Here is a 21,364-nt window from a genome sequence, read left to right as displayed (position 1 = left end):
AATGTGATTTATTTCACGAAATGGCGAAGGGAAAAACGAAAGAAATGAATGAATTACGAAAGCCGAGCACGATTGAGTGCGGCAATGGCGCAAAAAAGCCCTGTAAATTACAGGGCTTTTTTAATGCGTGATTCCGGTTTGAGTGACCGATCGCTTTTATATATCGCGCGGTTGGCAAACCGCCTGTTTAAATGCGGCTTGGTAAGCCAGCAAATTCGCCCGGCTGATGGCAAATACTCCAAGCCCGCCGTTTTTCAGTTCGAGCCACTGAAAAGGAACCTGCGGGAATTGTGCGCTCAGATGCACCATACTGTTGCCCACCTCGCATACCAATATGCCGTCGTCTGCCAGGTAATCCGATGCGCTGGCTAAAATCTGTCGGGTAATATGCAGCCCGTCGTGGCCGGAGCCGAGCGCCATTTCCGGTTCATAGTGAAATTCCTGCGGCATATCGGCAATATCGTCGGCATCCACATAAGGTGGATTGGTGACGATCAAATCGTATTTATCCGTCGCTAAATCGGTAAACAGATTCGACTGAATCGGATATACCCGGTGGTTGAGATGATATTGGTCGATATTGATTTCCGCCACATTCAGGGCATCCAGCGAGAGATCCACCGCATCGACTTCCGCATGGGGAAATTGCTGCGCACAGGCAATGGCGATACAGCCGCTGCCGGTACACATATCAAGAATACGGGTCGGTTCTTTATTCAGTAATCCGCTGAAGCGATCCTGTATCAGGGCGCTGATTGGCGAGCGGGGAATAATAACGCGTTCATCAACATAAAATTCCAGACCGCAGAACCATGCGCGATTGGTCAGATAGGCCACGGGAATACGCTTTTGCAGACGGGCGACGACCAACTCAATGAGTTGTGTTTTTTCCGACCGGGTAAGCCGGGCGTCGTATAACGCCTGCGGCATATCGGGCGCGACCTGCAATGCGGCGAAAATCAGCTGCTGCGCTTCATCCCAAGCGTTATCGTAGCCATGGCCGTAATAAATATCGGCCCGGTTAAACGTGCTGTATGTCCAGCGTAAAAAATCTTTGATGGTATGCAGATCGTCGTGCGGGCGGTCTTGAGCGATCGTTTCGATAAGCGGTTGATTAAATGTTGCGGTATTCAATGGATATTCCCGTTTGTTACTATGTTTTCAGGCGCTATTTATATCATATAACTGTGATATGATTAAGCCCGATTTGAATGATAACAGAGATAACTATGCTGAAAGATGAAGATATCGCCTTATTTCGCGCAACGGTAAAGGGGGTTAAACCGTTGATGCAGAACAATGTCGTGCTCCCTAAACTAAATCATGTAAAGCGCAAAGCCGAAATGCGCGCGGTACGCGAAACGCAGGATACCTTATTCTTTTTTTCTGATGAGTATGAACCGCTGCTGAGCGAAGAAAGTGCGGTGAAATATTTGCGTGAAAATGAAGATGCCTATTTGCTGAAACAGCTGCGGCGCGGTGATTTTTCGCCGCAGATCTTTCTGGATTTGCACGGATTAACCAAACAAGAGGCGAAAACCGAACTGGCGGCGCTGATTCAGGCTTGTGAAAAGGAACATATTTATTGCGCCGGCGTGATGACCGGTTATGGCACTTATACGCTGAAACGCCAGATTCCCCGTTGGCTGGTGCAGCACCCTCGCGTGAGAGCGCTGCATCAGGCGCCGAAACAATGGGGCGGTGATGCGGCGATTCTGGTATTACTGGATGTCTGAGGCCGGTTGTGCAGCGCCGTGGCTATGCGATTGACGTTGAAAGGCCGCATATAACGGCGGCAGAATCTGGCTTATCAGATTCAGCTGCTGGAGCGGAATACTTAATTCCGATTGGTTGACATTTTCGCTTTGATCGGCATTAAACTGGTTTAACGCCGCGGTAATGTTACGCTGTAATTTGTCAAACAGAGCCGGCGTCAGTTCTTCAATATGTTCCAGCGCATAAATTAATTTTTTGGCGATAGGGTAAAATTCGGCCAGAAAGCGAATATCCTGCTGCATTCGCTGCATATTGTTACGGTAAGCCCCGAGCGCGGAAATATAGCTGAGCAGCGAATAATTCAGCTTCAGCAGTTCAAACCCTTCTTGCAGATAATCCCGATAACGCTTCGGCTCGTTATTCATATTGGATAAGGTCGCGCTTAATGCGGTGGCATATTCGTGGGCTCTACGCCGGGCAATACGGTATTTCAGATTGTCACTTTTACCGAACTGCAATTGGCTGATGATATGCAGTAAATACCGCGCATCGCTTTTAATCGCCTGACGAATCACTTTATTCAGTTGCAGATATTTCCAATCCGGCCATAAATAGGACACCGCAAGCCAGGCGATAAAGGCGCCGATTAAGGTATCCAGCAGGCGGGAATACATGGCCGTGTGAATATCGAAACCGATAACATCAAAGCTGATGAGCACCTGCAATGTAATAAAAAAGGTGGAAAAACTGTAATTATTGGTTCTGAAAAAGAAGAACAGCGCGCTGGTGGCAACGATTAAGCCGAGCTGTAATTCGATGGTCGGCTGGGTATAAGGCAGCAGCGAACCGACAATCACGCCTAAAATCGTGCCGATGATGCGTTGTTTAAGGCGTAATTTGGTGGCGGAATAATTTGGCTGGCAGACGAACACCGCGGTAAGCAAAATCCAATAACCGCGATCCAGTTGAAAAAATTCAACGATTGCGCAGGCAATAAACACGACGATGGATAAGCGGACGGCATGCCGAAACAGCTGTGAATCAAAGCTCAAATGACTGACAATGGCAAGCCGGATATTTTTTAACCCGGTAATCTGTTCCGTATGAATCTGTGCGTTTTCCGACCGCACTTTATCGGCGCTTTGTTCCTGTTCCAGATGCTTGAGCTGCCAATCGACGCCTTGCAGATTATTGATCAGATTTTTGATGCCGATCAGCTGTCGCGGTTCGGCCGTTTTAAATTGGGTGTAATGCTCTAAAGATTGATTGATCCCGGCAATGGCTTTTTCCAGCCGCGGATCATAACGGTAAGTCCGGGTCTGTTGCAGACTGGCGGCAATATCGCGGCAGGCCTGCGCCTGTAATTCGAGCAGGCGCTGAATGCGGAATATCAGATCCGTGTTTTTTAATTGTTCGGCGAGGATGTGATAATCGAAATGGCTGGAATTGACGCGTTCATGAATTTCCTGCGCGGCAAAATAGTATTTGATCATTTTACTGGTGCGGCTGTGGCGATATTGCCCCCGAATCCGGTAGAACAGCGCGGTGCGGCAGGCATTAAACGCGGTAATCAAGTTACTGTTTTTCATGGCCAGCCGGATTTGTTTGTCTTCCAGCTGTTCAATATCGTCCGGGTCAAAAAACAGCGATTTGGTTTCCAGATATTCGGCTAAGGCGATAAAGGAACGCGCCACACTTTCCTGCACCGGCCGATTGGGGAAAAACAGGTAAACTACGATAGTCACCGCGCTGTAAAGCAGGGTGCCGCATAAAATAAGCAGCGGATTGAGGTACCACAGGGTGCCGGGAAAATAGGTCAGCGTGGTATAAAGCGCAACGACCAGCGTGCCGAAGGCTATCGTGCTGTAACGCTGCCCTAACGCACCGAGCATGGTGAAGATAAAGGTCAGCACCGTCATCAACAGGGTAAACTCGACCCCCTTGCCTAAGGTAAGCTGTACGCTGAGCGAGGAGATGGAAAAGGCGATCAGGGTGAAAAAAATATTTTTCAGCCGCCCGGTCAGGCGATTGTCCAGATCGACCAGACCGCCGGCAATAATGCCCAGCACCAACGGCATGCTTTGCTGGGAAAGATCAAGCCACCAGACGCTGACGGCGGCGATATTGACGGCGATAAAAATGGGAATCGTCGCGATGACTTTTGCATTAAGCCAGTTATTCATTCGCATCTTGCTCACTTATTGCTTTTCAAGCTGGCGCTGCGCGTACTGTTGGCGAAGCAGTTCGGCAAATTCTTTCGGAACGACACGCTGACCGACGGGAAACAGGGCGATGCCCGCCAGTTTAAAGTTGGCCAGACCGACCGGAATGCCGATCAGGGTCAGGCATTGGGTAATGCCCGACATAATATGCAATAAACACAGCCACCAGCCGAATAACACAAACCACAGCAGGTTTAATACCGAACCGACGGTATTGCAGACCGCACTGGTGGGTTCAAGGTATTTCACATGAACGATATCGTTACCGAACGGCACCAGCGACATTTTGGTGATTTCCCAGCAGCTGCGGGTATAAGGCAGCGTGATAATCAAAAGCGCGCTGGCGAAAGTGGCGAACAGCCAGCCTAATGTGGTGGCAAAGCCGCCGAGGATAAAATTCAGGATATTTAAAATTAACGCCATATTTTCTCCTTAAGGTGCGGTTATTTTAACCGCACTTTTAGATAATCGGCATAGTCGGGAATCCGGATATCGATCGCCTGATTGAAATAAGGCGAGCTTATTATAAAATCGGCACTGGCCATGTTCATCGCAATGGGAATATTCCAGACGGTCGCAATACGCATCAGCGCTTTGACATCCGGATCATGGGGCACCGCATTCATCGGATCCCAGAAGAAAATCAGCAAATCAATGCGCTGTTCGGCGATTAAGCCGCCGAGCTGCTGATCGCCGCCCATCGGCCCGCTGAGCAGACTGGTGATGGTAAGTCCGGTTTCTTTATTAATCAGATTGCCGGTGGTGCCGGTGGCGTACAGTTGATGCGGATGCAATAAAGTGCGGTTGTTTTTACACCAGTTTATCAGATCCTGTTTACAGTGATCATGGGCGACCAGCGCAATGTGTTTGACTGGCGCTAATTGGCGGGTAGTGGTTTGCATAGCGGTCTCCATAATAAAAAAGTGAGCAACCGGGCCCACTTTAAGATCAAGATAAGCATCAAAACAAAAAATTATTTTTGTTTTTTCGCCCAGTCAAGGAAGCGGGCCTGAGTGTCTTTGTCCGCCTGCTGGAACCAATATTGCAGCTGCTGTTCAGCCACGTTTTCGCCCTGTACCACCACTTTACCTTTTTGCGCTTTGGCAAATCCCGGCACGGCGGCAGGAATCGCACTGGTTGCCAATGACGGCACGGAAGCCGTTGCACCGGAAGCGTTATATTCGGAAAGATTTTCAATTAAATTGGCGCCCGGCAAAAAGCCTTCCTGTTTTAACGTGTCCTGCTTGTTTGAAATCGCTTTACCGGATACGGTTTTCACCATAATTTCCGGTTTCTGATTAAAGGCGGCGGCATCACGTTCGGTTTCAATGCGCGGCGCGGAGATGACGATATCTTCGGCCGAACCTTGGAAGGTGACGATAACCGGATTGGATTCGAATAATGAACGATCGGAACCGGCTTTCACCACTTCGCTGACGCGAACCACAACCTGATGGGTTTGAGTATCATTAACATTAAAAGATTTGGCTGATTTTAATAATGATTTACTTGCTTTTTGTCCGTCGATAGCCAGAAAATCAACGTTTGATGAGCTGCTCACAACACCTGCAAAGCTTGCCGTGCTGGTTAATAAAGCTGCGCTAGCCAATGCAGCGAACCGAAATTTCATACTTGCTCCTCTATGATGGGATAATGTCTTTTAATTCTAACGCACTCTATTCGATAAAGTGTTAGCCGTATGCTATTCTAATTTAAGAAAAATGGAAATAGGAAAATTCGTTTTCAAGGAAAAATTTTTATTTTTTTACCTGAGTTGAACGGCGATAAGCAAATGACGGAGGAAAATATGTTAAAGAAACAATTTACCGTTTATGGCATGGTGCAGGGCGTCGGTTTTCGTTTTTTTACTTGGCGCGAGGCGGTTAAAATCGGCGTGCGCGGTATGGTCAGAAATTTGCCCGACGGCAGCGTACAGGTGGTGGCAATCGGCTCGCCATCTCAGCTTGAGGCATTACGCGGCTGGCTGCAAAAAGGGCCGCGCACCGCCGTGGTGAAACGTGTCATCGAGCAGGATTATAGCGGTGAACAAACGTTTAACGAGTTTTCCGTGCGCCATTAACGGTTTTTCAGCTTGCTGTAGCATAATGCGAGCAGGAAGAATACCGCCTGTAACAGGATAATACAGGCGCCGGTCGCACCGTCGATATGATAGCTGATAATAGTGCCCAGAATACTGGTGGTAATCGAAACCGACACGGCGATGATCAGCATAGTATCGAAGCGTTTGCTCAGGGTGTAAGCGGTGATACCCGGTGAAATCAGCATCGCCACCACCAGAATCACGCCGACTACCTGCATTGCGCTGATAATGGTGAGCGCCAGTAAGATGAGTAAGCCGTAATGCAACAGACGCGGAGACAGGCCGGCAACACGGGTATGGCTGGGATCAAAACAATAAAGCAGAAAATCCCGTCTTTTCAGTAAGATGAGAAGTAAAATCAGGCCGGCCGTGATAAAGGTCTGCCATAATTCGGCTGAACTGACGCCGAGCAGATTGCCGAACAGGATATGCATAAGATGCTGATCGGTATCCACTTTAGTAAACAGCACCAGACCTAATGCAAACATGCCGGAAAAGACAATCCCCATCACGGTATCTTCTTTAATGCGGCTGTTTTCTTTTAAATAGCCGATGCTTAACGCACAGGTCAGACCGGAGGCAAAGGCGCCGACGGCAAGCGGCAGGCCGAGTAAATAGGCAAGTACGATACCGGGCAGCACCGCATGGGAAACGGCATCGCCCATCAGCGCCCAGCCTTTCAGAATCAGATAACAGGACAGCACGGCGCAGATAATCGCCACGATAAGCGCGGTTAACAGCGCGTTTTGCATGAAAGGGTAGGCAAAGGGTTCAAGAAACCAGTCGAGGATATTATTCATGCGACACCGCCTGTGTGACCGGGCGTTTTTGTGCGAGTAAACCGTATTTAGGCGAGAACAAAAAAGCCATAAGAAAAAGTGCGGTCTGAAAACAGACAATTAATCCCCCGGTGGCGCCATCCAGATAGTAGCTGACATAAACCCCCAGTGCGCTGGTAACAATGCCGAGCGAGACGGCGATAGCGACCAGCGTTTTAAAACGATCGGTTAATAAATATGCCGTTGCGCCGGGAGTGATCACCATGGCGATGACCAAGATGGCGCCGACAGTCTGTAGGGCGGCGACCACGCAGGCGCTGAGTAAGACGAAAAACAGCAGTTTATAATAAAACGGCGATAACCCGACGGAAGCGGCATGGGTTTCATCAAAGAATACCAATAAAAGATCTTTCCAGAAGATCAGCAGTAAAACCAGACAAATTGCAATAATAATGGCAACCTGAATAATGTCTTCGTCGGCAATACCGAGAATGTTGCCTAAAATAATTTCCTGTACGTTGACCGAGGTCGGATTTAACGAGATGATGAGCAATCCGATGGCGAAAAAGGTGGTGAAGATAAAGCCGATAATGGCGTCTTCGCGCAATTTTGAAATGGATTTGATCCACAGAATCGAAAGTGCGGCTAAAATTCCGGCAAAAAATGCGCCCAGCGCATAGGGCAGGGCAAGTGAATAAGCAATGGCCACACCGGGAACCACGGAATGAGAAAGGGCATCGCCGATCAGCGACCAGCCTTTCAGCATTAAATAGGCGGACAAGAATGCGCAGATTCCCCCTACGGTGGCGCTTAAAATCAGCGCTTTTAACATATAGTCGTAGGAAAACGGTTCGAGTAACGTCGCTAACATGCGGGGTTTTCCTTAGCCGACCGGCTTTTGTCATGCTCCGTCCCGGCCGGATGTTCTTTCGTGATCGGCGCCGGCGGATCATTTTTCGTCTGCCCGTAAAACACCGCCGGCAATTCATCATCCGTTAATACGGTCACTGAACGGCTGTCTTCATCATCATGCAGATCGCGTCCCAGCAGTTTAACATTACGCAGCACACCGCCGAACACCAATTCAAGGTGCTGTTGGGTGAAGGTGGTTTCCGTGCTGCCTTTTGCCAGTACGGTGCGGTTGATCATTACCACTTGATCACAATAATCGGGAACGGAACCTAAATTATGGGTGGAAACTAAAATGAGATACCCTTCGGTGCGTAACTGCGCCAATAAATCCATGATGGCGTTTTCTGTTTGCACGTCCACGCCGGTAAAGGGTTCGTCCAGTAAAATAATACGGCTTTGCTGCGCCAGCGCGCGGGCGAGAAATACCCGTTTTTTCTGACCGCCCGACAGCTCACCGATTTGCCGCGCTGCCAAGTGTTCGATACCCAGCCGCTGCATAGCGCGCTGAACTTCCTGTTTATCCAGGATTTTCGGTATCCGCAGGAAATTCATATAGCCGTAACGTCCCATCATCACAACGTCGTAAACCGACACGGGAAACTGCCAGTCCACATCTTCGCTTTGCGGGACATAGGCCACCATGTTCTGCTTTAACGCCTGAGAGATAGGCAAACCGCATAACCGAATGGTACCTTGCTGCGGTTTGATTAATCCCATCAGGCTTTTAAACAGGGTGGATTTTCCGCTGCCGTTCACCCCAACCAAGGCACAGGTCGTGCCGCCCTGCAATTCAAAGGAGACATCATGAATGGCAGTATGACCGTTGTTGTAACGTACTGTTACGTTTTCAACCGAAATCGAAGCTGGGGTTTGAGACGACATTATTTTTCAAATCCTTTTACAATGGTGGTGACGGTGGTATTGAGTAAATCGATGTATGTCGGTACCGGGCCGTCGGCGGCGGATAAGGAATCCACATAAAGCACACCGCCGTATTTCGCACCGCTTTCTTTTGCTACTTGTTGTGCCGGTTTTGGCGAAATGGTGCTTTCGCTGAAGACAACCGGAATATGATGTTTTTTCACCAGATCGATCATATGACGCACTTGCTGCGGGGTGCCTTGCTGTTCCGCATTAATCGGCCATAAATACACTTCCTGCAAACCGTAATCCTGCGCCAGATAGCTGAATGCGCCTTCGCTGGTCGCCAGCCAGCGTTGCTGCTGCGGGATCTGCGTCAGTTTTTTGCGTAGCGGCTCATCCAATGCTTTGATTTGCTGGGCATAATTTTCTGCATTGCGGCGATAAGTATCGGCATTTTGCGGATCGTATTTCACCAATGCGTTTTTAATGTTTTCAATATAAATTAACGCGTTGGTCGGCGACATCCAGGCGTGCGGATTCGGGGCGTTTTTATAGGGGCCTTCAAAAATTGAAATCGGTGTAATCCCTTCGGTGACGACAACGGAAGGTTTATCCTGAACATTCTGGAAGAAACGTTCGAACCAGCGTTCCAGATTTAAACCGTTCCATAAGACCAGATCCGCGGATTGGGTTTTTACAATATCTTTCGGAGTGGGTTCATAATCATGAATTTCCGCGCCGGGTTTCGTAATGGATTCGACCGTCGCGGCATCACCGGCGATATTCTGTGCAATATCCTGAATAATGGTGAATGTGGTGACGACCTTAAACTTGGCATAGCCCGGCAGGCTGAACAATGTAAACAATGCGGCACTAATCAATAGCAATAAGCGTGACATAATTTCTCCTTTAAATATAAGTTGTTAAGTGCCGGCACATTATATAGGGTTATTAATTTGTTGTAAATGATAATGATTATCAAATTTTAAATTACAGGCATTTTGCCGGTTTCGGTAAGCCGGCCAGTTTGGTGGCCTGTTTTGCCGGCCCGTCCGGAAAAAGGCGCTGTAGATAGCGGCTGTTTCCTTTCTCTTCTCCCAGTTTTTGTGCCATGGCTTTAACTAACATTCGGATTGCCGGGGAGGTTTTATATTCCTGATAAAACGCCCGCACGAAGTGAATAACTTCCCAGTGGGCGTCGGTTAATGTCAGATTTTCCTGCTGTGCGATGGCCAACGCCACCTCAGGACACCATTGGTTCAGATCAAGCAGATAGCCTTCCGAATCCGTTGCAATTTGTAACTCATTTACGATTAACATAATTTTACACTGTGCTGAATGTGGTTATTATACGGAAACGCCCCTGTAAAGGGGCGTTGAATTTACCTATTGAACCGATAACTAATCGTCGCTGCCAAAAATACGCAGTAAGTTTAGCAAACTGACGAAAATATTATACAGCGATACGTATAAACTGACTGTGGCACGAATATAATTGGTTTCGCCGCCGTGCACAATATTGCTGGTTTCATATAAAATCGCCATACTGGAGAACACGATAAATAATGCGCTTAACGCGACATAAAATCCCGGCATATTAAAGAAGAAACTTGCAATCATTCCGACAATCAGCACGATGAAAAGGGTAAACATCATGCCGGATAGGAATGACATATCTTTTTTGGTGGTTAAAACATAAGCGGAGCAGGCAAAAAATACCGCTGCAGTACCGGCAAGGGCGAAAACGATCAGCTCACCTAATCCTGCGCCGACATAAGCGTTTAATATCGGACCGAGGGAATAACCCAGAAATCCGGTCAGCGCAAATGTGGACAGAATACCCCATGCGCTATTAGCCAAGGCGTTGTTTAGAAACAGCAATCCATAAAAACCGATCAATAAAATACCGTAATGCAACGGCGGCAGATTAAATGCCATTGCCGCAAAAGCCACGAGAGCGGAGAAAGTCAATGTTAAAGCAAGCAGAAAATAGGTATTCCGTAATACTTTATTGGTTGCTAAAACCGATGCTTCTCTGGTGTCAACAATAATTCGTGATTGCATAAAATCTCCTGTGTAATAATCAATACATTGCCATAAAGTACTGGTTAACCTATTAAAAGTCAATGTATCGGCGGCATCTTTTTCATTGCTGTTGTTTGAAATTCACCCGAAACGAATAAATTATCAGCTTTTAATAGACTAAATATGATTTTTTGATTTACTCGCGACCTTATCTGTACTATATTTTGCCAAATCGCATGGAGGAATGGTCGAGCGGTCGAAGGCACCGGTTTCGAAAACCGGCGAGGGTTTACGCCCTCCGTGAGTTCAAATCTCACTTCCTCCGCCATTTTATTAAACTGTAAGCAGAAAGGGATTAAACCCAAGCGCTTGCAGTTTTTTATTTTCCACTTTTTCTTTCCTTCTTGCATTTTGGCGGCTGTTTCAATCGGGTTTAAAAATGAGCTTGATGAACCTTATTGCGCTAAAAGTGCGGTGAAAAATTTCAGCGTTTTTGCAACATTCGTCGGAAATATATTGGCAATAAAAAAGACAAAATTATCACCCCATATATTATGAGGTGATGTTAAGCATCTATTTTAGTACAACAGATTGACCATTCCCACGGTTAAGGCCGGGATATAAGTGACCGCCATTAATGTAAACAACAACACTAAAATAAACCACAGGTTGTCTTTGGTGACGCTCCAGATATCTTTTTTAGCGATTGATGAAGCCGTAATGAGTACGCTGGCCACCGGAGGCGTTTGTTGTCCCACGGCGATATTTAAGGTGAGGATAATGCCGAAATGAATCGGGTCGATACCCAATTGGGCGATAAGCGGCATTACAATCGGCACGACCAGAATAATGGCGGCGGCACCGTGCAGGAACATGCCGATAATAAATAACATCATATTCAGCATCATGAGTACGATATATTTATTATCCGAGATGCCTAAAATCGCGGATGCCATATGCTGAGGAACTTCCTGCTCGGTCAGAAATAATCCCAAGGCGGCGGAAGTCGCTACCAATAACATCACAACGGAAGTACCGTTCACGCTTTCTACCACCGCTTTACGGAAAGAAGCGAAAGTAAGCTCTTTATAGATAAAGAAACCGATGATCAATGCCAGCAATACGGCTAGTCCGGCGGCTTCCGTGGCGGTGGTGAAACCGCTGATGATACCGCCTAAAATAATTGCCGGTAGGGTTAATGCCCAGATGGCGTCTTTAAAGGATTCGCACAATTTACGCAGGCTAAAGGATTCTTCCCGCGGTAAATTGTATTTCACCGCGTAATAGTAACAGACCATAAACATGCCGATGGATGCCAGTCCGCCGGCGGCTAAGCCGGCAATAAAGAGCTTGGAAATCGATACATCGGCCATGGCGCCGTAAATAATCATTGGTAGTGACGGCGGAATAATCACCGCCAGTGAGGCGGAGGAAGAGGTTACGGCGGCAGAAAAGGTCGCTTTATAACCCCGTTTTTTCATTGCCGGAATTAAAATCGACCCCAATGCCGCAACATCCGCCACGGAAGAACCGGAGATTTCGGCAAAAATCATCGAGACCCCGACATTAACCATCGCCAGTCCGCCGCGAATAAAACCGATAATAGCATTAACAAAATTGATCAGCCTGACCGAAATGCCCCCGGTATTCATTAAGGTGCCGGCTAAGATAAAGAGGGGAATGGCCAATAAGGAAAAGTTGGCGGCACCGTCAAAAATCGATAATGCGATATTATAAACGGAATCGAAGCTGTTTGTGGCTAACATGCCCAGCACGGAGACCACGCCGATGGCAACCGCAATCGGCACGTTGATCATAACGAGTAAAATTAAGCCGATTAACACTAAAAATGCAATCATTGTATTTTCTCCTTAGCCATTTGCATATCCGCACTGTCGGTGACGTCTTTTAGTGCTTGTTCGATTTCTTCATCGTCTTGCGTTTTACCCGCCATGATCGCATGAAATGCTTTTGGCATGGATAACAGCTCCGCAATAATGAATAATACGCAACCGATCGGTAAGGCGGATTGGGTGACCGCTAACGGTATAAAATCAAGACTGGTCAGCGTTTCTTCGCCGAAAACGGATAAAATGTAAAAACCGGCCCATGCCAGCAGGGCAAAGAAACCGATAATAATGATTTCATTTAAAACGAATACCGCTTTTTTCAGCGCAAGCGGCATTGAGGCGACCAGATTGCCGAATCCCATATGGCTGCGATTAATAGCGCATAATGCCCCGCCGTAAAAGGTGAGCCAAGCGAGCAAAATCGCCGCAATTTCATCATACCAATGCAGCGACACACCGAAAAAGCGGCTGAAAATGGACAGGATAATGATTATTGCCAACGCGACCAGAATTAATGAAGAAATGATGGTTAGAATTTTCTTCACGACATTAAATAATCTTTCCATAAGTATGATCCCAATGTGTATTATTTAATCGCGTCTTGAGTTTTTTCCAATAAGAACTTACCGTTAGGCACTTCGGTTGTAAATTCCTGATAAATCGGTTTACTGGCGTCAATAAAGGCTGAAATATCAACGACATTTAAGTGCATACCGCTTTCGGTGAGCTTCATTTCCAACTGTTTATCCAATTGTTCCGCTTCATGATACGCCCATGATTGCGCTTCTTTTGCCGCAGCTTCAATAATTTCTTTGACCTCTGCCGGCAGTTTTTTATATGACTGCGTTCCGGCGGTTAAATAAGCCGGAGAATAAACATGGTTAGTCATACTCAGATATTTTTGTACTTCCTGTAATTTTGCGGCATAAATATTGGTGAGCGGATTTTCCTGACCGTCTATTACACCGGTTCTTAACCCGATAAATACATCACCGAACGGAATCGGTGTCGGATTTGCGCCCCAGGCTTTAAACATTTTTAACCGCCATGAACTGTTCGGCGTGCGGATTTTCAAACCTTTTAAATCTTCCGGTTTATTAATCGGGCGGCTGTTATTGGTAATATTTCGAAATCCGTTTTCCCATAATCCGATAATTTTATAACCTTTTTTCTCCGCTTCCGGCGCAATATAAGGATAAAACACCTCGCTTTCGACTTTAGCTAATTGCGCGCGGTTGGTGATCAGAAACGGTAATTCAAAAATAGCCATTTGAGGAATATTGGTTGCTAAGGTGGATGATAATAAAGCGATATTAATCGTACCCAGTTTTAATTTCTGCTGAGTATCTTTATCGGAACCCAGCTGGCCTGAACCAAAAAATTTGAGCTGGTAATCGGATTTTACGGCGGATAATTTTTCGTTTGCCGTATCAACAAAATGCTGGGTGGTATTGTATTGTAAAGATCCGGCGCTGGCAGTGGTTGAGACAATCAGCTCTTTTGCCTGAGCAGAAAAGCCAATCATAGGGAGTGCCATTAATATGGCGAGGTGTCTGATTAACTTCATTTTCATATCAATCTCCTTTAGCTTATGCAGATAGAAATGTTAAATAAATCCGTTTATCGCAATGTGGGCTTCCTTATTAATATTATTTTGAACAAACTAACAAATAATGATTATTTGCTCAATATAGGAATCCCTGAATATATGATCGATCTCACATGGATTTAATAAAAAGATCTAAAAATCGTGAGATTAATCACAAATTTCAGGTTTTTGATAAACGAAGTAAAAATATTTACTGCTGAACTTTTGTAAAGGGATTGAAATTTAATATATCAAATGTTCAGCTTATTAACTTTTATTTCATTTAATGGGAAATGTTACGGCGCTTTATTATCGGACAGTTTGTTTGGGCAATAAAAATTTAAGCGAGGATAGAGAATGATGAATAACGTTATATTTTTTATCATCTGTAAAAAAGCCGTAAGTATTATACTTACGGCTTTTACCGGGGAATAATAATTAAAGATGTTCGGCCAGTGCGGCGGCGATTCCGTCTTCATCATTGGATAGCGTAACCAGAGTGGCTTGCTGTTTGACGGCCGGTTCGGCATTGCCCATGGCGATCCCCAGTCCGGCGGAAGTCAGCATGCTGATATCATTATGATTATCACCGAAGGCAATAACGTTTCTCGGATCGATTTTCCATGTATTCAGTAATTCAAGCAGACGTCTGCCTTTACTGTTACCGTTTTTGGCAATATCGACGCGGTCTATCCAAGACCATTCGCAGCTGAAATCTGCTGCCGGCAGTGCCGCAACCGTTTGTTCCATAACAGCTCGATCCGGATGGCTGACGACAAATTTCCAGATCACCTCATTGTCTTTTTCCAGCAGCTGACGGAAATCCTGCACTTGCTGAAGGTGAGGGCGTACGGATTCGGGACAGCCGGCTACCCATTGGCTGAATTTTCTCATATGATCATTAAGTTGCAGGTAATTCATCGCATCACGGGAATACATTAATAAATGCGTACCGTATTTTTCCGCCACTTCAATAACCTGCGCCGCCTGAGCCTTGGACAGCGGATTGGCAATCGGCATACTGTCCGTTTCGACATCGTAAATATAGGTGCCGTTACAGCAGATAATCGGGGTATCTAAGCCCAATTGATAATGATAAGGGCGAGCGGCGGTGTGATGGCGCCCGGTAACTAAAATAATTTTAATGCCTTTTTCACGGGCGTTTTGAATGGCGCGTTGGCTTGAAGTTAAAATCTGTCCCTGGCTGTTTAATAAGGTGCCGTCAAGGTCAAAAGCAATGGCCTGAAATGTCATGTTTTCCTCTCTCTTATGTTTCACAATAGTACAAGTATAGAGGCTTTGTTACTGAAAATAAACCAAAAACCGGCAAACAGGCGGTTAATCGGCGGGCATTTTATCTCGGCGCTGCCTCCGATTTGCCAGCGGAGGCAGCTTTTGGGCTCGGTTATAACGGTGGATGATGCGGGCTATCCGGCGTGTTATTTCGTGTCTGCGGCAGAGAACATAAACGGGTTCTGACCGCTTCGTGCAAAGCCTTTTTCTTCCAGTTCGATATCCAGAAAAATCGCCGCCAAATCGTCTGCCACCGGTTCCACATTGTGATCTTTTTCCTGAAAGAGAATTTTCAGATAACTATTGCAGTCGCCGCAGCTTTCCGCGCGCACCGCCGCCATTTCGTTATCTAATGTCCAATAGGAGACGTTACCGTCCTGCGCGCAGTTTGTGCATTGCGCGCGCATGACGTTCCATTCGCTTTCGCACAGGGAACAATGAAGATAACGCAAACCTTGTGACGCACCGAAATGGACCAGACTGGATACCGGCGCCGAGCCGCAAACCGGACAGTGATGCAGTTGCTGCGTATTTTCTAAATTATGCCCGTGCGGAATTTGCTCGGTGAGTTGTGCCCAGTACAGGGATAATGCCGCCCAGAGAAACACCGCCTTATCGGCAAGCTGTTCGGACAGATTTTGCGCCAACAGCGCATCGGCCATTTGTTCCAGCGCATCATCGGAGCACTGTTCAAGGCTTTCGATGACGTCTTTAACCGTCTCATTTGCCTCCCTTTTCAAGCGGGCGAGCAGGGCGTGCAGCGCTTTAATCCAATAGGGATCACGCTGCCAAGTGGCGGTATTGAGCGGCACATATTGCGCTAATGTTTGATTTGTCAGCTGATCTTTTGCCAGCGGCAGGGTATTTAACACATCCAGCTGGGCCTCCGCGACGGTGGCGGCGAAGTTGAGATAATCCGCCAACGGATGATTTTCCGCCAGCGCTTTTAAGCGTGCGGCGCGGCGGGAATAGATATTTTTCGGATTCGAAAACAGTAACGCAGGGCGCTGGTAGGAGTCAGTCGCCTTTTGAATTTCTGCTTCGGGTAAAATTCGGATTGCCATAATTGTCTTTATATTAAAAGAAAGTGCGGTGAAAAATTTAAAAATTTATAAAAATTCGACCGCACTTTTCAGGGTTATTTCGGGTTATTTGCCTGTTTTTCCAATTCAGGCAGCACTTCTTCTTTAAACCATTTCGGATGGTGTTTTTTGGCCCAGCGCACCGTCACCCAGCCTTCCACCATACCGCGGATTGAGCCTTTTACCCAGAATGCCATGTAGATATGCACCAAAATGCCGGTAAACAGTGCAAACGCACTGGCGGAATGGAGCAAAATCGCAACGCGTATGACCGGAATCGGGAAATTATGGGAAAAATACTGTCGCCACATAATGATACCGGTGGTCAGCAAGGTGAGCATGGCGAGGATCAACGTCCAGAACAGCATTTTCTGTCCGAGGTTGTATTTTCCGTTGTAAGCCACGGCATGTTCGTTACCGAGCAACACCTGTTTGATGCCTTTCAGCCAGCGAATATCGTTTTTCTCCGGAATATTATGATGCCAATAAATAAAGGCCAGAATAATAAACGAGATAAACATAATAATGCCGGTGAACGGATGCACGGCACGCGCAAGTTGCGGCGTACCGAGAATTTCATGCAACCAGGCGAAATCCGGGAAGAAGAACGCAACGCCGGTGAACATGGTTAAGAAAAAGCAGATCACGAGGAACCAGTGACTCACCCGCGCCAAAGGTTTATGGCGCACGATTTTCGTGTCATTGCTGAGATTGAATTTACTCATGTTTTCCCCCTCTGTCTTCTGCCTCAAACTGTTCGCTGTGGTCTTCTACATCTTCCTCTTCGTTCGGCCCTACGGTGAGGTAGTGGGCGACTTCGGCCAACGCCAGACCGCCCATGGCGATTGCCGCAACCGGTTTGAGTACGTCTTTCCACAATGTGACGGTCGGTGAAATGTGCGGATCTTTCGGCAAGCCGGAGTAAAGTTCCGGCTTGTCGGCATGATGCAGCACATACATCACATGGGTGCCGCCGACACCCGGCGGATCGTAAAGTCCGGCATTGTCGTAACCGCGCGATTTGAGATCGACGATACGTTGTTCCGCATAGACTTTCATTTCCTCTTTGGAACCGAAACGAATGGCGCCGGTCGGGCAGGTTTTCACACAGGCCGGTTCTTGGCCGACAGACACGCGATCGACACAAAGCGTGCATTTATATACCCGGTTATCTTCCGGATTCATACGCGGAATATTAAACGGACAACCGGCGATACAATAACCGCAACCGATACATTTATCCGACTGGAAGTCCACAATACCGTTGGCGTACTGGATGATCGCACCGGGTGCCGGGCAGGATTTCAAACAGCCCGGTTCGGTGCAGTGCATACAGCCGTCTTTGCGGATAAGCCATTCCAGACGATCGTTTTCTTCCACTTCGTTAAAGCGCATCACCGTCCAGGCTTTTGCGTTCAGATCGGTCGGATTGTCATAAACGCCGACGCATTTCGCATCCACCGCCGAACGGATATCGTTCCATTCGGAACATCCCACCTGACAGGCTTTGCAGCCGATACAGGTAGTCACATCGATCAGTTTCGCCACTTCAACCTTATGATCACGCGCATGCGGTGGCGGCGTATAGCCTGAGGTGGCGGAGACTTTGACGATATCCTGCGTCATTACCGATGATGTCATTTTGCACCTCCTGCGCTTTCAGTCACTTTTTCGATGTTCACCAGGAAGGTTTTGTATTCCGGTGTCTGAGTATTGGAATCACCCCAAGACGGTGTCAGCGTATTGGTGGAGAAACCGCGGTTTCCTTTACCGTTCAGCGCTTTCATATTCCAGTGGATCGGCATACCCACTTGGTGGACGGTCTGTCCGTTAATGGTTAATGCCTTAATCCGTTTCGTGACGACAGCGACGGCTTTAATATAGCCGCGTTTGGAGGTAACTTTGACCATATCGCCTTTCTCGATCCCTTTTTCCGCCGCCAGCGCTTCACCGATTTCCACAAACTGTTGCGGCTGCGCGATGATATTTAAGGCGGATTGCGCCGTCCAGCTGTGGAAATGCTCGGTCAAGCGGTAGGAGGTACCGACATACGGGAACTCGCTGCTTGAACCGATAAATTCACGGTCTTGCTGATAAATACGCGTAGTCGGATCGCTCACCACATTCGGGTGCAGCGGATTAGTGCCGATCGGGCTTTCTATCGGCTCATAATGTTCCGGCAACGGACCGCTGTTGATCTTATCCACCGCAAACAGACGACCGACCCCTTCGGCGGACATAATAAACGGCCCGGTATCCGCGCCCGGCGGAATGGCGCCGTAATCGGCCACATCCATCCAGTTCCAGTTTTTACCGTTCCATTTAATCAGCTGACGTTTCGGATCCCAAGGGTTGCCGTTAATATCCAGTGAGGCGCGGTTATACAGCACGCGGCGGTTTGCCGGCCATGCGAAGCCCCAACCAATATTACAACCCAGCCCGGACGGATCGGAATTATCACGGTTTGCCGTTTGGTTGCCTTTTTCGGTCCACTGTCCCGCATAGAGCCAGTTACCCGATGAGGTCGTACCGTCATCGCGCAGATGCGCAAATCCGTTGAGCAATTGTCCTTTTTTATACATCAGGTTGCCGTTGTCATCATAGAGATCGGCTAACGCATAACCGTTCAGTTCTTTACATAATTCTTCCGCACTTGGTGAATGCGATTGAATGTAGTCCCATCTCATCGCCTCAAACGATTCCAGTCCGCGACCGCCTTCGCGATGATACAGTTCCAGCATCTCTTCACGCAGCATCGAAAGAATATCTACATCCGGTAAGGCTTCTCCCGGTTGATCGCAGGCTTTCCAGTGCCACTGCGCCCAACGGCCAGAGTTGGCGATTGAGCCGTCTTCTTCCGCAAAGCAGGTGGTCGGCAAACGGAACACTTCAGTCTGAATGTCCGCCGGGTTCACATCATTGGATTCACCGAAGTTTTTCCAGAACTCGGAAGTTTCGGTCTGCAACGGATCTAAAATAATGAGATATTTCAGCTTGCTTAAACCGGCGATGGTTTTATTTTTATTCGGCAGGGAATTTAACACGTTAAAGCCCTGACAAATATAACCGTGCATTTTTCCTTCGTTCATTAAATGAATATGGGTAATCGGATCATAAAGCCGTTCGAATTTCGGTAAGAAATCAAATCCCCAGCCGTTTTCTTTGGTGGCGTTATCGCCATAGAACGACTTCATTAAACTGACGAAGAATTTCGACGTATTACGATAATAATTTACCTGATTCGGCACGATATCTTTCGGCGTAATGGCGTCAATATATTGCTCGTAAGAGGTTTCTTTATCGTTCGGTAAACGCATATAACCGGGTAATGACGTCGGCAGCAAGCCCATGTCCGTGGTACCCTGCACGTTAGAGTGACCGCGTAACGCATTAATCCCGCCGCCCGGCATACCGATATTCCCCAGCAAGAGCTGGATAATCGCCATCGAACGGATATTCTGCGTACCGATAGAATGCTCGGTAAAGCCCAGCGCATACAAATGCGTCATGGTTTTATCGCGCGCAGCGGTTTTGCCAATTTCCTCACAGATATAGGCGAAATCCTTCTGTTTTACACCGCACATTTGCTCCACCAGTTCCGGCGTGTAACGTGCAACGTGCTCGCGCAGAATATTCAATACGCAGCGCGGATGCTGCAAGGTCATATCCCGTTTGGCATAACCGTTTTCGTCTAATTGATAAGACCAGCTTGATTTATCGTAGCTGTTTTTTTCTTCATTAAAGCCGGAGAATAAACCGTCTTCAAATTTATAACCTTCGTTGATCAGGTAAGATGCGTTGGTGTAATGTTTGACATACTCATGCTGAATTTTATCGTTATCCAGCAGATATTTCACCACGCCCATTAAGAACACGATATCTGATCCCGAACGGATTGGGGTATAGAAATCCGCCACCGCCGCAGTCCGGTTAAAGCGCGGGTCAACCACGATGATTTTCGCACCGTTTTTCTTCGCCTCAATCGCCCAGCGGAAACCGACAGGATGTGCTTCAGCCGCATTACCGCCTTGCACAAGGATAAGGTTGGCGTTTTTAATATCAACCCAGTTATTTGTCATCGCACCGCGACCAAATGATGGAGCAAGACTTGCTACCGTTGGTCCGTGTCAAGTATTGGCCTGGTTGCCGACCGGCAACATGCCAAGCATGCGAATCCATTTATGGGTTAATAATGCCGCCTCATTGCTGATTGCCGAGGCGGTCAGAATGCCGGTGGTTGTCCAGCGGTTCACCGTATTGCCGGCCTCGTTTTTCTCGATAAAGTTGGCATCGCGGTCGTCTTTCATCAGACGGGCAATGCGTTTTATCGCATCCTGCCAGGAAATACGCTCCCACTTATCGGAACCGGGTGCACGATATTCCGGGTAGAGACTGCGGCTGGCACTGTTGACATAATCCAGTGCGCCGGCGCCTTTCGGACACAGCGCTCCGCGGCTGACCGGATGATCGGGATCGCCTTCGATATGGAACAGTTTACTGCGGGTATTTGTGCCGGTATGAGAACTGAGACTGGTCGCCGGTTTGCCGGTGCTGTACATCAGCATACCGCAGCTTACCGCACAGTAAGTACAGGTATTACGTGTTTCTTGGGCGCGTAATAGTTTGTATTCGCGGGGAGCCGCCAGCGCCGTCGCCGGGGCAAAACCCAGCAATGCCGCAGATGTTCCCGCCATACCGCCTGCACAGATCTTAAAGAATTTTCTTCTAGTGATCTGCATAATCACTCCTTTAGTGTAAGTAGTAGAGTTGTTTTTTTGCCGAAAACTTGTATATTCGGCGAATAAAAATGGCGTAAATTCTTTTTCGTAGTCGGATAGATTTGATAGTATAGCGCGCGAAGCGCTAAAAATCCGACCTAGAATACCTATTTTTTGAGCAATAATCTATAACTAATTTTATGGAGTTGACAAC

Annotated in this window: 21 protein-coding genes and 1 tRNA gene; 3 read left to right on the top strand and 19 right to left on the bottom strand. The window is 47.5% G+C overall.

All coding sequences use genetic code 11. The annotated features are described in order from the left end of the window. Positions 1–156: 156 nt before the first annotated feature. The gene (gene prmB, locus ACESOH_RS04925; RefSeq protein WP_373100093.1) at positions 157–1,134 is read right to left on the bottom strand and encodes a 50S ribosomal protein L3 N(5)-glutamine methyltransferase; all 978 of its coding nucleotides are present in this window, start codon (positions 1,132–1,134) and stop codon (positions 157–159) included. A gap of 95 nt (positions 1,135–1,229) precedes the next feature. Here prmB and smrB point away from each other — a divergent pair, with 95 nt between their 5' ends. Beyond that, positions 1,230–1,736 carry an endonuclease SmrB gene (gene smrB, locus ACESOH_RS04920; RefSeq protein ID WP_373100091.1) on the top strand — a complete coding sequence of 169 codons (507 nt, stop codon included), beginning with the start codon at positions 1,230–1,232 and terminating at the stop codon, positions 1,734–1,736. Here smrB and yccS read toward each other — a convergent pair. From yccS to ACESOH_RS04900, 4 genes are all read right to left on the bottom strand, one after another. Further along, positions 1,722–3,899 carry a YccS family putative transporter gene (gene yccS, locus ACESOH_RS04915; protein WP_373100090.1) on the bottom strand — a complete coding sequence of 726 codons (2,178 nt, stop codon included), beginning with the start codon at positions 3,897–3,899 and terminating at the stop codon, positions 1,722–1,724. The two genes, smrB and yccS, sit on opposite strands and share 15 nt — an antisense overlap. A 15-nt stretch (positions 3,900–3,914) precedes the next feature. Beyond that, positions 3,915–4,361 (bottom strand): YccF domain-containing protein, encoded by a 447-nt coding sequence (locus ACESOH_RS04910; protein WP_032092745.1) that lies wholly within the window; start codon positions 4,359–4,361, stop codon positions 3,915–3,917. Between the two features lie 20 nt (positions 4,362–4,381). Next, a complete protein-coding gene (gene mgsA, locus ACESOH_RS04905; protein ID WP_373100088.1) occupies positions 4,382–4,840 on the bottom strand; it encodes a methylglyoxal synthase in 459 nt (152 codons plus the stop codon). Positions 4,841–4,911: 71 nt separating this feature from the next. Beyond that, on the bottom strand, positions 4,912–5,568 hold the full coding sequence (locus tag ACESOH_RS04900) for a curli polymerization inhibitor CsgI-related protein (protein WP_032092744.1): 657 nt from the start codon (positions 5,566–5,568) through the stop codon (positions 4,912–4,914). Positions 5,569–5,745: 177 nt separating this feature from the next. Between ACESOH_RS04900 and ACESOH_RS04895 the strand changes: the two genes are divergently transcribed. Next, positions 5,746–6,018, top strand: a complete 273-nt coding sequence (locus ACESOH_RS04895) for an acylphosphatase (protein ID WP_032092743.1) — start codon at positions 5,746–5,748, stop codon at positions 6,016–6,018. Here the strand turns inward: ACESOH_RS04895 and ACESOH_RS04890 are convergent. The 6 genes from ACESOH_RS04890 to ACESOH_RS04865 all read right to left on the bottom strand — a co-directional run bounded on the left by ACESOH_RS04890 (position 6,015) and on the right by ACESOH_RS04865 (position 10,658). Next, positions 6,015–6,839, bottom strand: coding sequence for a metal ABC transporter permease (locus tag ACESOH_RS04890; protein ID WP_373100086.1), 825 nt, complete (start codon positions 6,837–6,839; stop codon positions 6,015–6,017). The two genes, ACESOH_RS04895 and ACESOH_RS04890, sit on opposite strands and share 4 nt — an antisense overlap. Beyond that, positions 6,832–7,689, bottom strand: a complete 858-nt coding sequence (locus tag ACESOH_RS04885; protein WP_373100084.1) for a metal ABC transporter permease — start codon at positions 7,687–7,689, stop codon at positions 6,832–6,834. Before ACESOH_RS04885 ends, ACESOH_RS04890 begins: the two co-directional genes overlap by 8 nt. Next, entirely contained in the window at positions 7,683–8,612 is a 930-nt protein-coding gene (locus ACESOH_RS04880) for a metal ABC transporter ATP-binding protein (RefSeq protein WP_373100082.1), read from the bottom strand. The genes ACESOH_RS04885 and ACESOH_RS04880 overlap by 7 nt, the downstream gene beginning before the upstream one ends. Continuing rightward, positions 8,612–9,493 carry a metal ABC transporter substrate-binding protein gene (locus ACESOH_RS04875; RefSeq protein ID WP_373100080.1) on the bottom strand — a complete coding sequence of 294 codons (882 nt, stop codon included), beginning with the start codon at positions 9,491–9,493 and terminating at the stop codon, positions 8,612–8,614. Before ACESOH_RS04875 ends, ACESOH_RS04880 begins: the two co-directional genes overlap by 1 nt. A gap of 91 nt (positions 9,494–9,584) precedes the next feature. Then, entirely contained in the window at positions 9,585–9,914 is a 330-nt protein-coding gene (locus ACESOH_RS04870) for a TusE/DsrC/DsvC family sulfur relay protein (RefSeq protein ID WP_032092738.1), read from the bottom strand. Between the two features lie 81 nt (positions 9,915–9,995). Next, positions 9,996–10,658 carry a Bax inhibitor-1/YccA family protein gene (locus tag ACESOH_RS04865; RefSeq protein WP_032092737.1) on the bottom strand — a complete coding sequence of 221 codons (663 nt, stop codon included), beginning with the start codon at positions 10,656–10,658 and terminating at the stop codon, positions 9,996–9,998. A gap of 199 nt (positions 10,659–10,857) precedes the next feature. Here ACESOH_RS04865 and ACESOH_RS04860 point away from each other — a divergent pair. Next, positions 10,858–10,947 (top strand) — tRNA-Ser (locus tag ACESOH_RS04860). Positions 10,948–11,197: 250 nt separating this feature from the next. On the opposite strand, the gene ACESOH_RS04855 is transcribed toward ACESOH_RS04860, so the two are convergent. The 8 genes from ACESOH_RS04855 to fdnG form a co-directional block, all read right to left on the bottom strand. Further along, positions 11,198–12,478, bottom strand: coding sequence for a TRAP transporter large permease (locus ACESOH_RS04855; RefSeq protein WP_032092736.1), 1,281 nt, complete (start codon positions 12,476–12,478; stop codon positions 11,198–11,200). After that, positions 12,475–13,035, bottom strand: a complete 561-nt coding sequence (locus ACESOH_RS04850) for a TRAP transporter small permease (protein ID WP_032092735.1) — start codon at positions 13,033–13,035, stop codon at positions 12,475–12,477. Before ACESOH_RS04850 ends, ACESOH_RS04855 begins: the two co-directional genes overlap by 4 nt. Positions 13,036–13,055: 20 nt before the next feature. Beyond that, the gene (locus ACESOH_RS04845; protein WP_373100077.1) at positions 13,056–14,042 is read right to left on the bottom strand and encodes a TRAP transporter substrate-binding protein; all 987 of its coding nucleotides are present in this window, start codon (positions 14,040–14,042) and stop codon (positions 13,056–13,058) included. Positions 14,043–14,495: 453 nt separating this feature from the next. After that, complete coding sequence (locus ACESOH_RS04840; RefSeq protein WP_373100075.1) at positions 14,496–15,311, bottom strand: pyridoxal phosphatase; 816 nt, start codon at positions 15,309–15,311, stop codon at positions 14,496–14,498. A 185-nt stretch (positions 15,312–15,496) separates the two neighbouring features. Further along, positions 15,497–16,414, bottom strand: coding sequence for a formate dehydrogenase accessory protein FdhE (gene fdhE / locus ACESOH_RS04835; protein WP_373100073.1), 918 nt, complete (start codon positions 16,412–16,414; stop codon positions 15,497–15,499). Positions 16,415–16,488: 74 nt separating this feature from the next. Continuing rightward, positions 16,489–17,157, bottom strand: a complete 669-nt coding sequence (locus ACESOH_RS04830; protein ID WP_373100071.1) for a formate dehydrogenase subunit gamma — start codon at positions 17,155–17,157, stop codon at positions 16,489–16,491. Then, positions 17,150–18,073 carry a formate dehydrogenase subunit beta gene (gene fdxH, locus ACESOH_RS04825; RefSeq protein ID WP_032092730.1) on the bottom strand — a complete coding sequence of 308 codons (924 nt, stop codon included), beginning with the start codon at positions 18,071–18,073 and terminating at the stop codon, positions 17,150–17,152. Before fdxH ends, ACESOH_RS04830 begins: the two co-directional genes overlap by 8 nt. Beyond that, entirely contained in the window at positions 18,070–21,171 is a 3,102-nt protein-coding gene (fdnG, locus tag ACESOH_RS04820) for a formate dehydrogenase-N subunit alpha (protein WP_373100069.1), read from the bottom strand. Before fdnG ends, fdxH begins: the two co-directional genes overlap by 4 nt. Positions 21,172–21,364 lie beyond the last annotated feature (193 nt).

The organism is Necropsobacter rosorum (genome assembly GCF_964241405.1).
Classification (GTDB): Bacteria; Pseudomonadota; Gammaproteobacteria; order Enterobacterales; family Pasteurellaceae; genus Necropsobacter; species Necropsobacter rosorum.
This window is presented reverse-complemented; position numbering and strand designations above follow the sequence as displayed.

Coding starts and splice junctions, on each gene's coding strand:
- ACESOH_RS04870 (WP_032092738.1), bottom strand. CDS start 9,914: ATGTTAATCGTAAATGAGTTACAAATTGCAACGGATTCGGAAGGCTAT.
- ACESOH_RS04855 (WP_032092736.1), bottom strand. CDS start 12,478: ATGATTGCATTTTTAGTGTTAATCGGCTTAATTTTACTCGTTATGATC.
- ACESOH_RS04885 (WP_373100084.1), bottom strand. CDS start 7,689: ATGTTAGCGACGTTACTCGAACCGTTTTCCTACGACTATATGTTAAAA.
- ACESOH_RS04850 (WP_032092735.1), bottom strand. CDS start 13,035: ATGGAAAGATTATTTAATGTCGTGAAGAAAATTCTAACCATCATTTCT.
- ACESOH_RS04830 (WP_373100071.1), bottom strand. CDS start 17,157: ATGAGTAAATTCAATCTCAGCAATGACACGAAAATCGTGCGCCATAAA.
- ACESOH_RS04890 (WP_373100086.1), bottom strand. CDS start 6,839: ATGAATAATATCCTCGACTGGTTTCTTGAACCCTTTGCCTACCCTTTC.
- ACESOH_RS04875 (WP_373100080.1), bottom strand. CDS start 9,493: ATGTCACGCTTATTGCTATTGATTAGTGCCGCATTGTTTACATTGTTC.
- ACESOH_RS04895 (WP_032092743.1), top strand. CDS start 5,746: ATGTTAAAGAAACAATTTACCGTTTATGGCATGGTGCAGGGCGTCGGT.
- fdhE (WP_373100073.1), bottom strand. CDS start 16,414: ATGGCAATCCGAATTTTACCCGAAGCAGAAATTCAAAAGGCGACTGAC.
- fdxH (WP_032092730.1), bottom strand. CDS start 18,073: ATGACATCATCGGTAATGACGCAGGATATCGTCAAAGTCTCCGCCACC.
- ACESOH_RS04840 (WP_373100075.1), bottom strand. CDS start 15,311: ATGACATTTCAGGCCATTGCTTTTGACCTTGACGGCACCTTATTAAAC.
- mgsA (WP_373100088.1), bottom strand. CDS start 4,840: ATGCAAACCACTACCCGCCAATTAGCGCCAGTCAAACACATTGCGCTG.
- ACESOH_RS04910 (WP_032092745.1), bottom strand. CDS start 4,361: ATGGCGTTAATTTTAAATATCCTGAATTTTATCCTCGGCGGCTTTGCC.
- ACESOH_RS04845 (WP_373100077.1), bottom strand. CDS start 14,042: ATGAAAATGAAGTTAATCAGACACCTCGCCATATTAATGGCACTCCCT.
- ACESOH_RS04880 (WP_373100082.1), bottom strand. CDS start 8,612: ATGTCGTCTCAAACCCCAGCTTCGATTTCGGTTGAAAACGTAACAGTA.
- ACESOH_RS04900 (WP_032092744.1), bottom strand. CDS start 5,568: ATGAAATTTCGGTTCGCTGCATTGGCTAGCGCAGCTTTATTAACCAGC.
- yccS (WP_373100090.1), bottom strand. CDS start 3,899: ATGAATAACTGGCTTAATGCAAAAGTCATCGCGACGATTCCCATTTTT.
- smrB (WP_373100091.1), top strand. CDS start 1,230: ATGCTGAAAGATGAAGATATCGCCTTATTTCGCGCAACGGTAAAGGGG.
- ACESOH_RS04865 (WP_032092737.1), bottom strand. CDS start 10,658: ATGCAATCACGAATTATTGTTGACACCAGAGAAGCATCGGTTTTAGCA.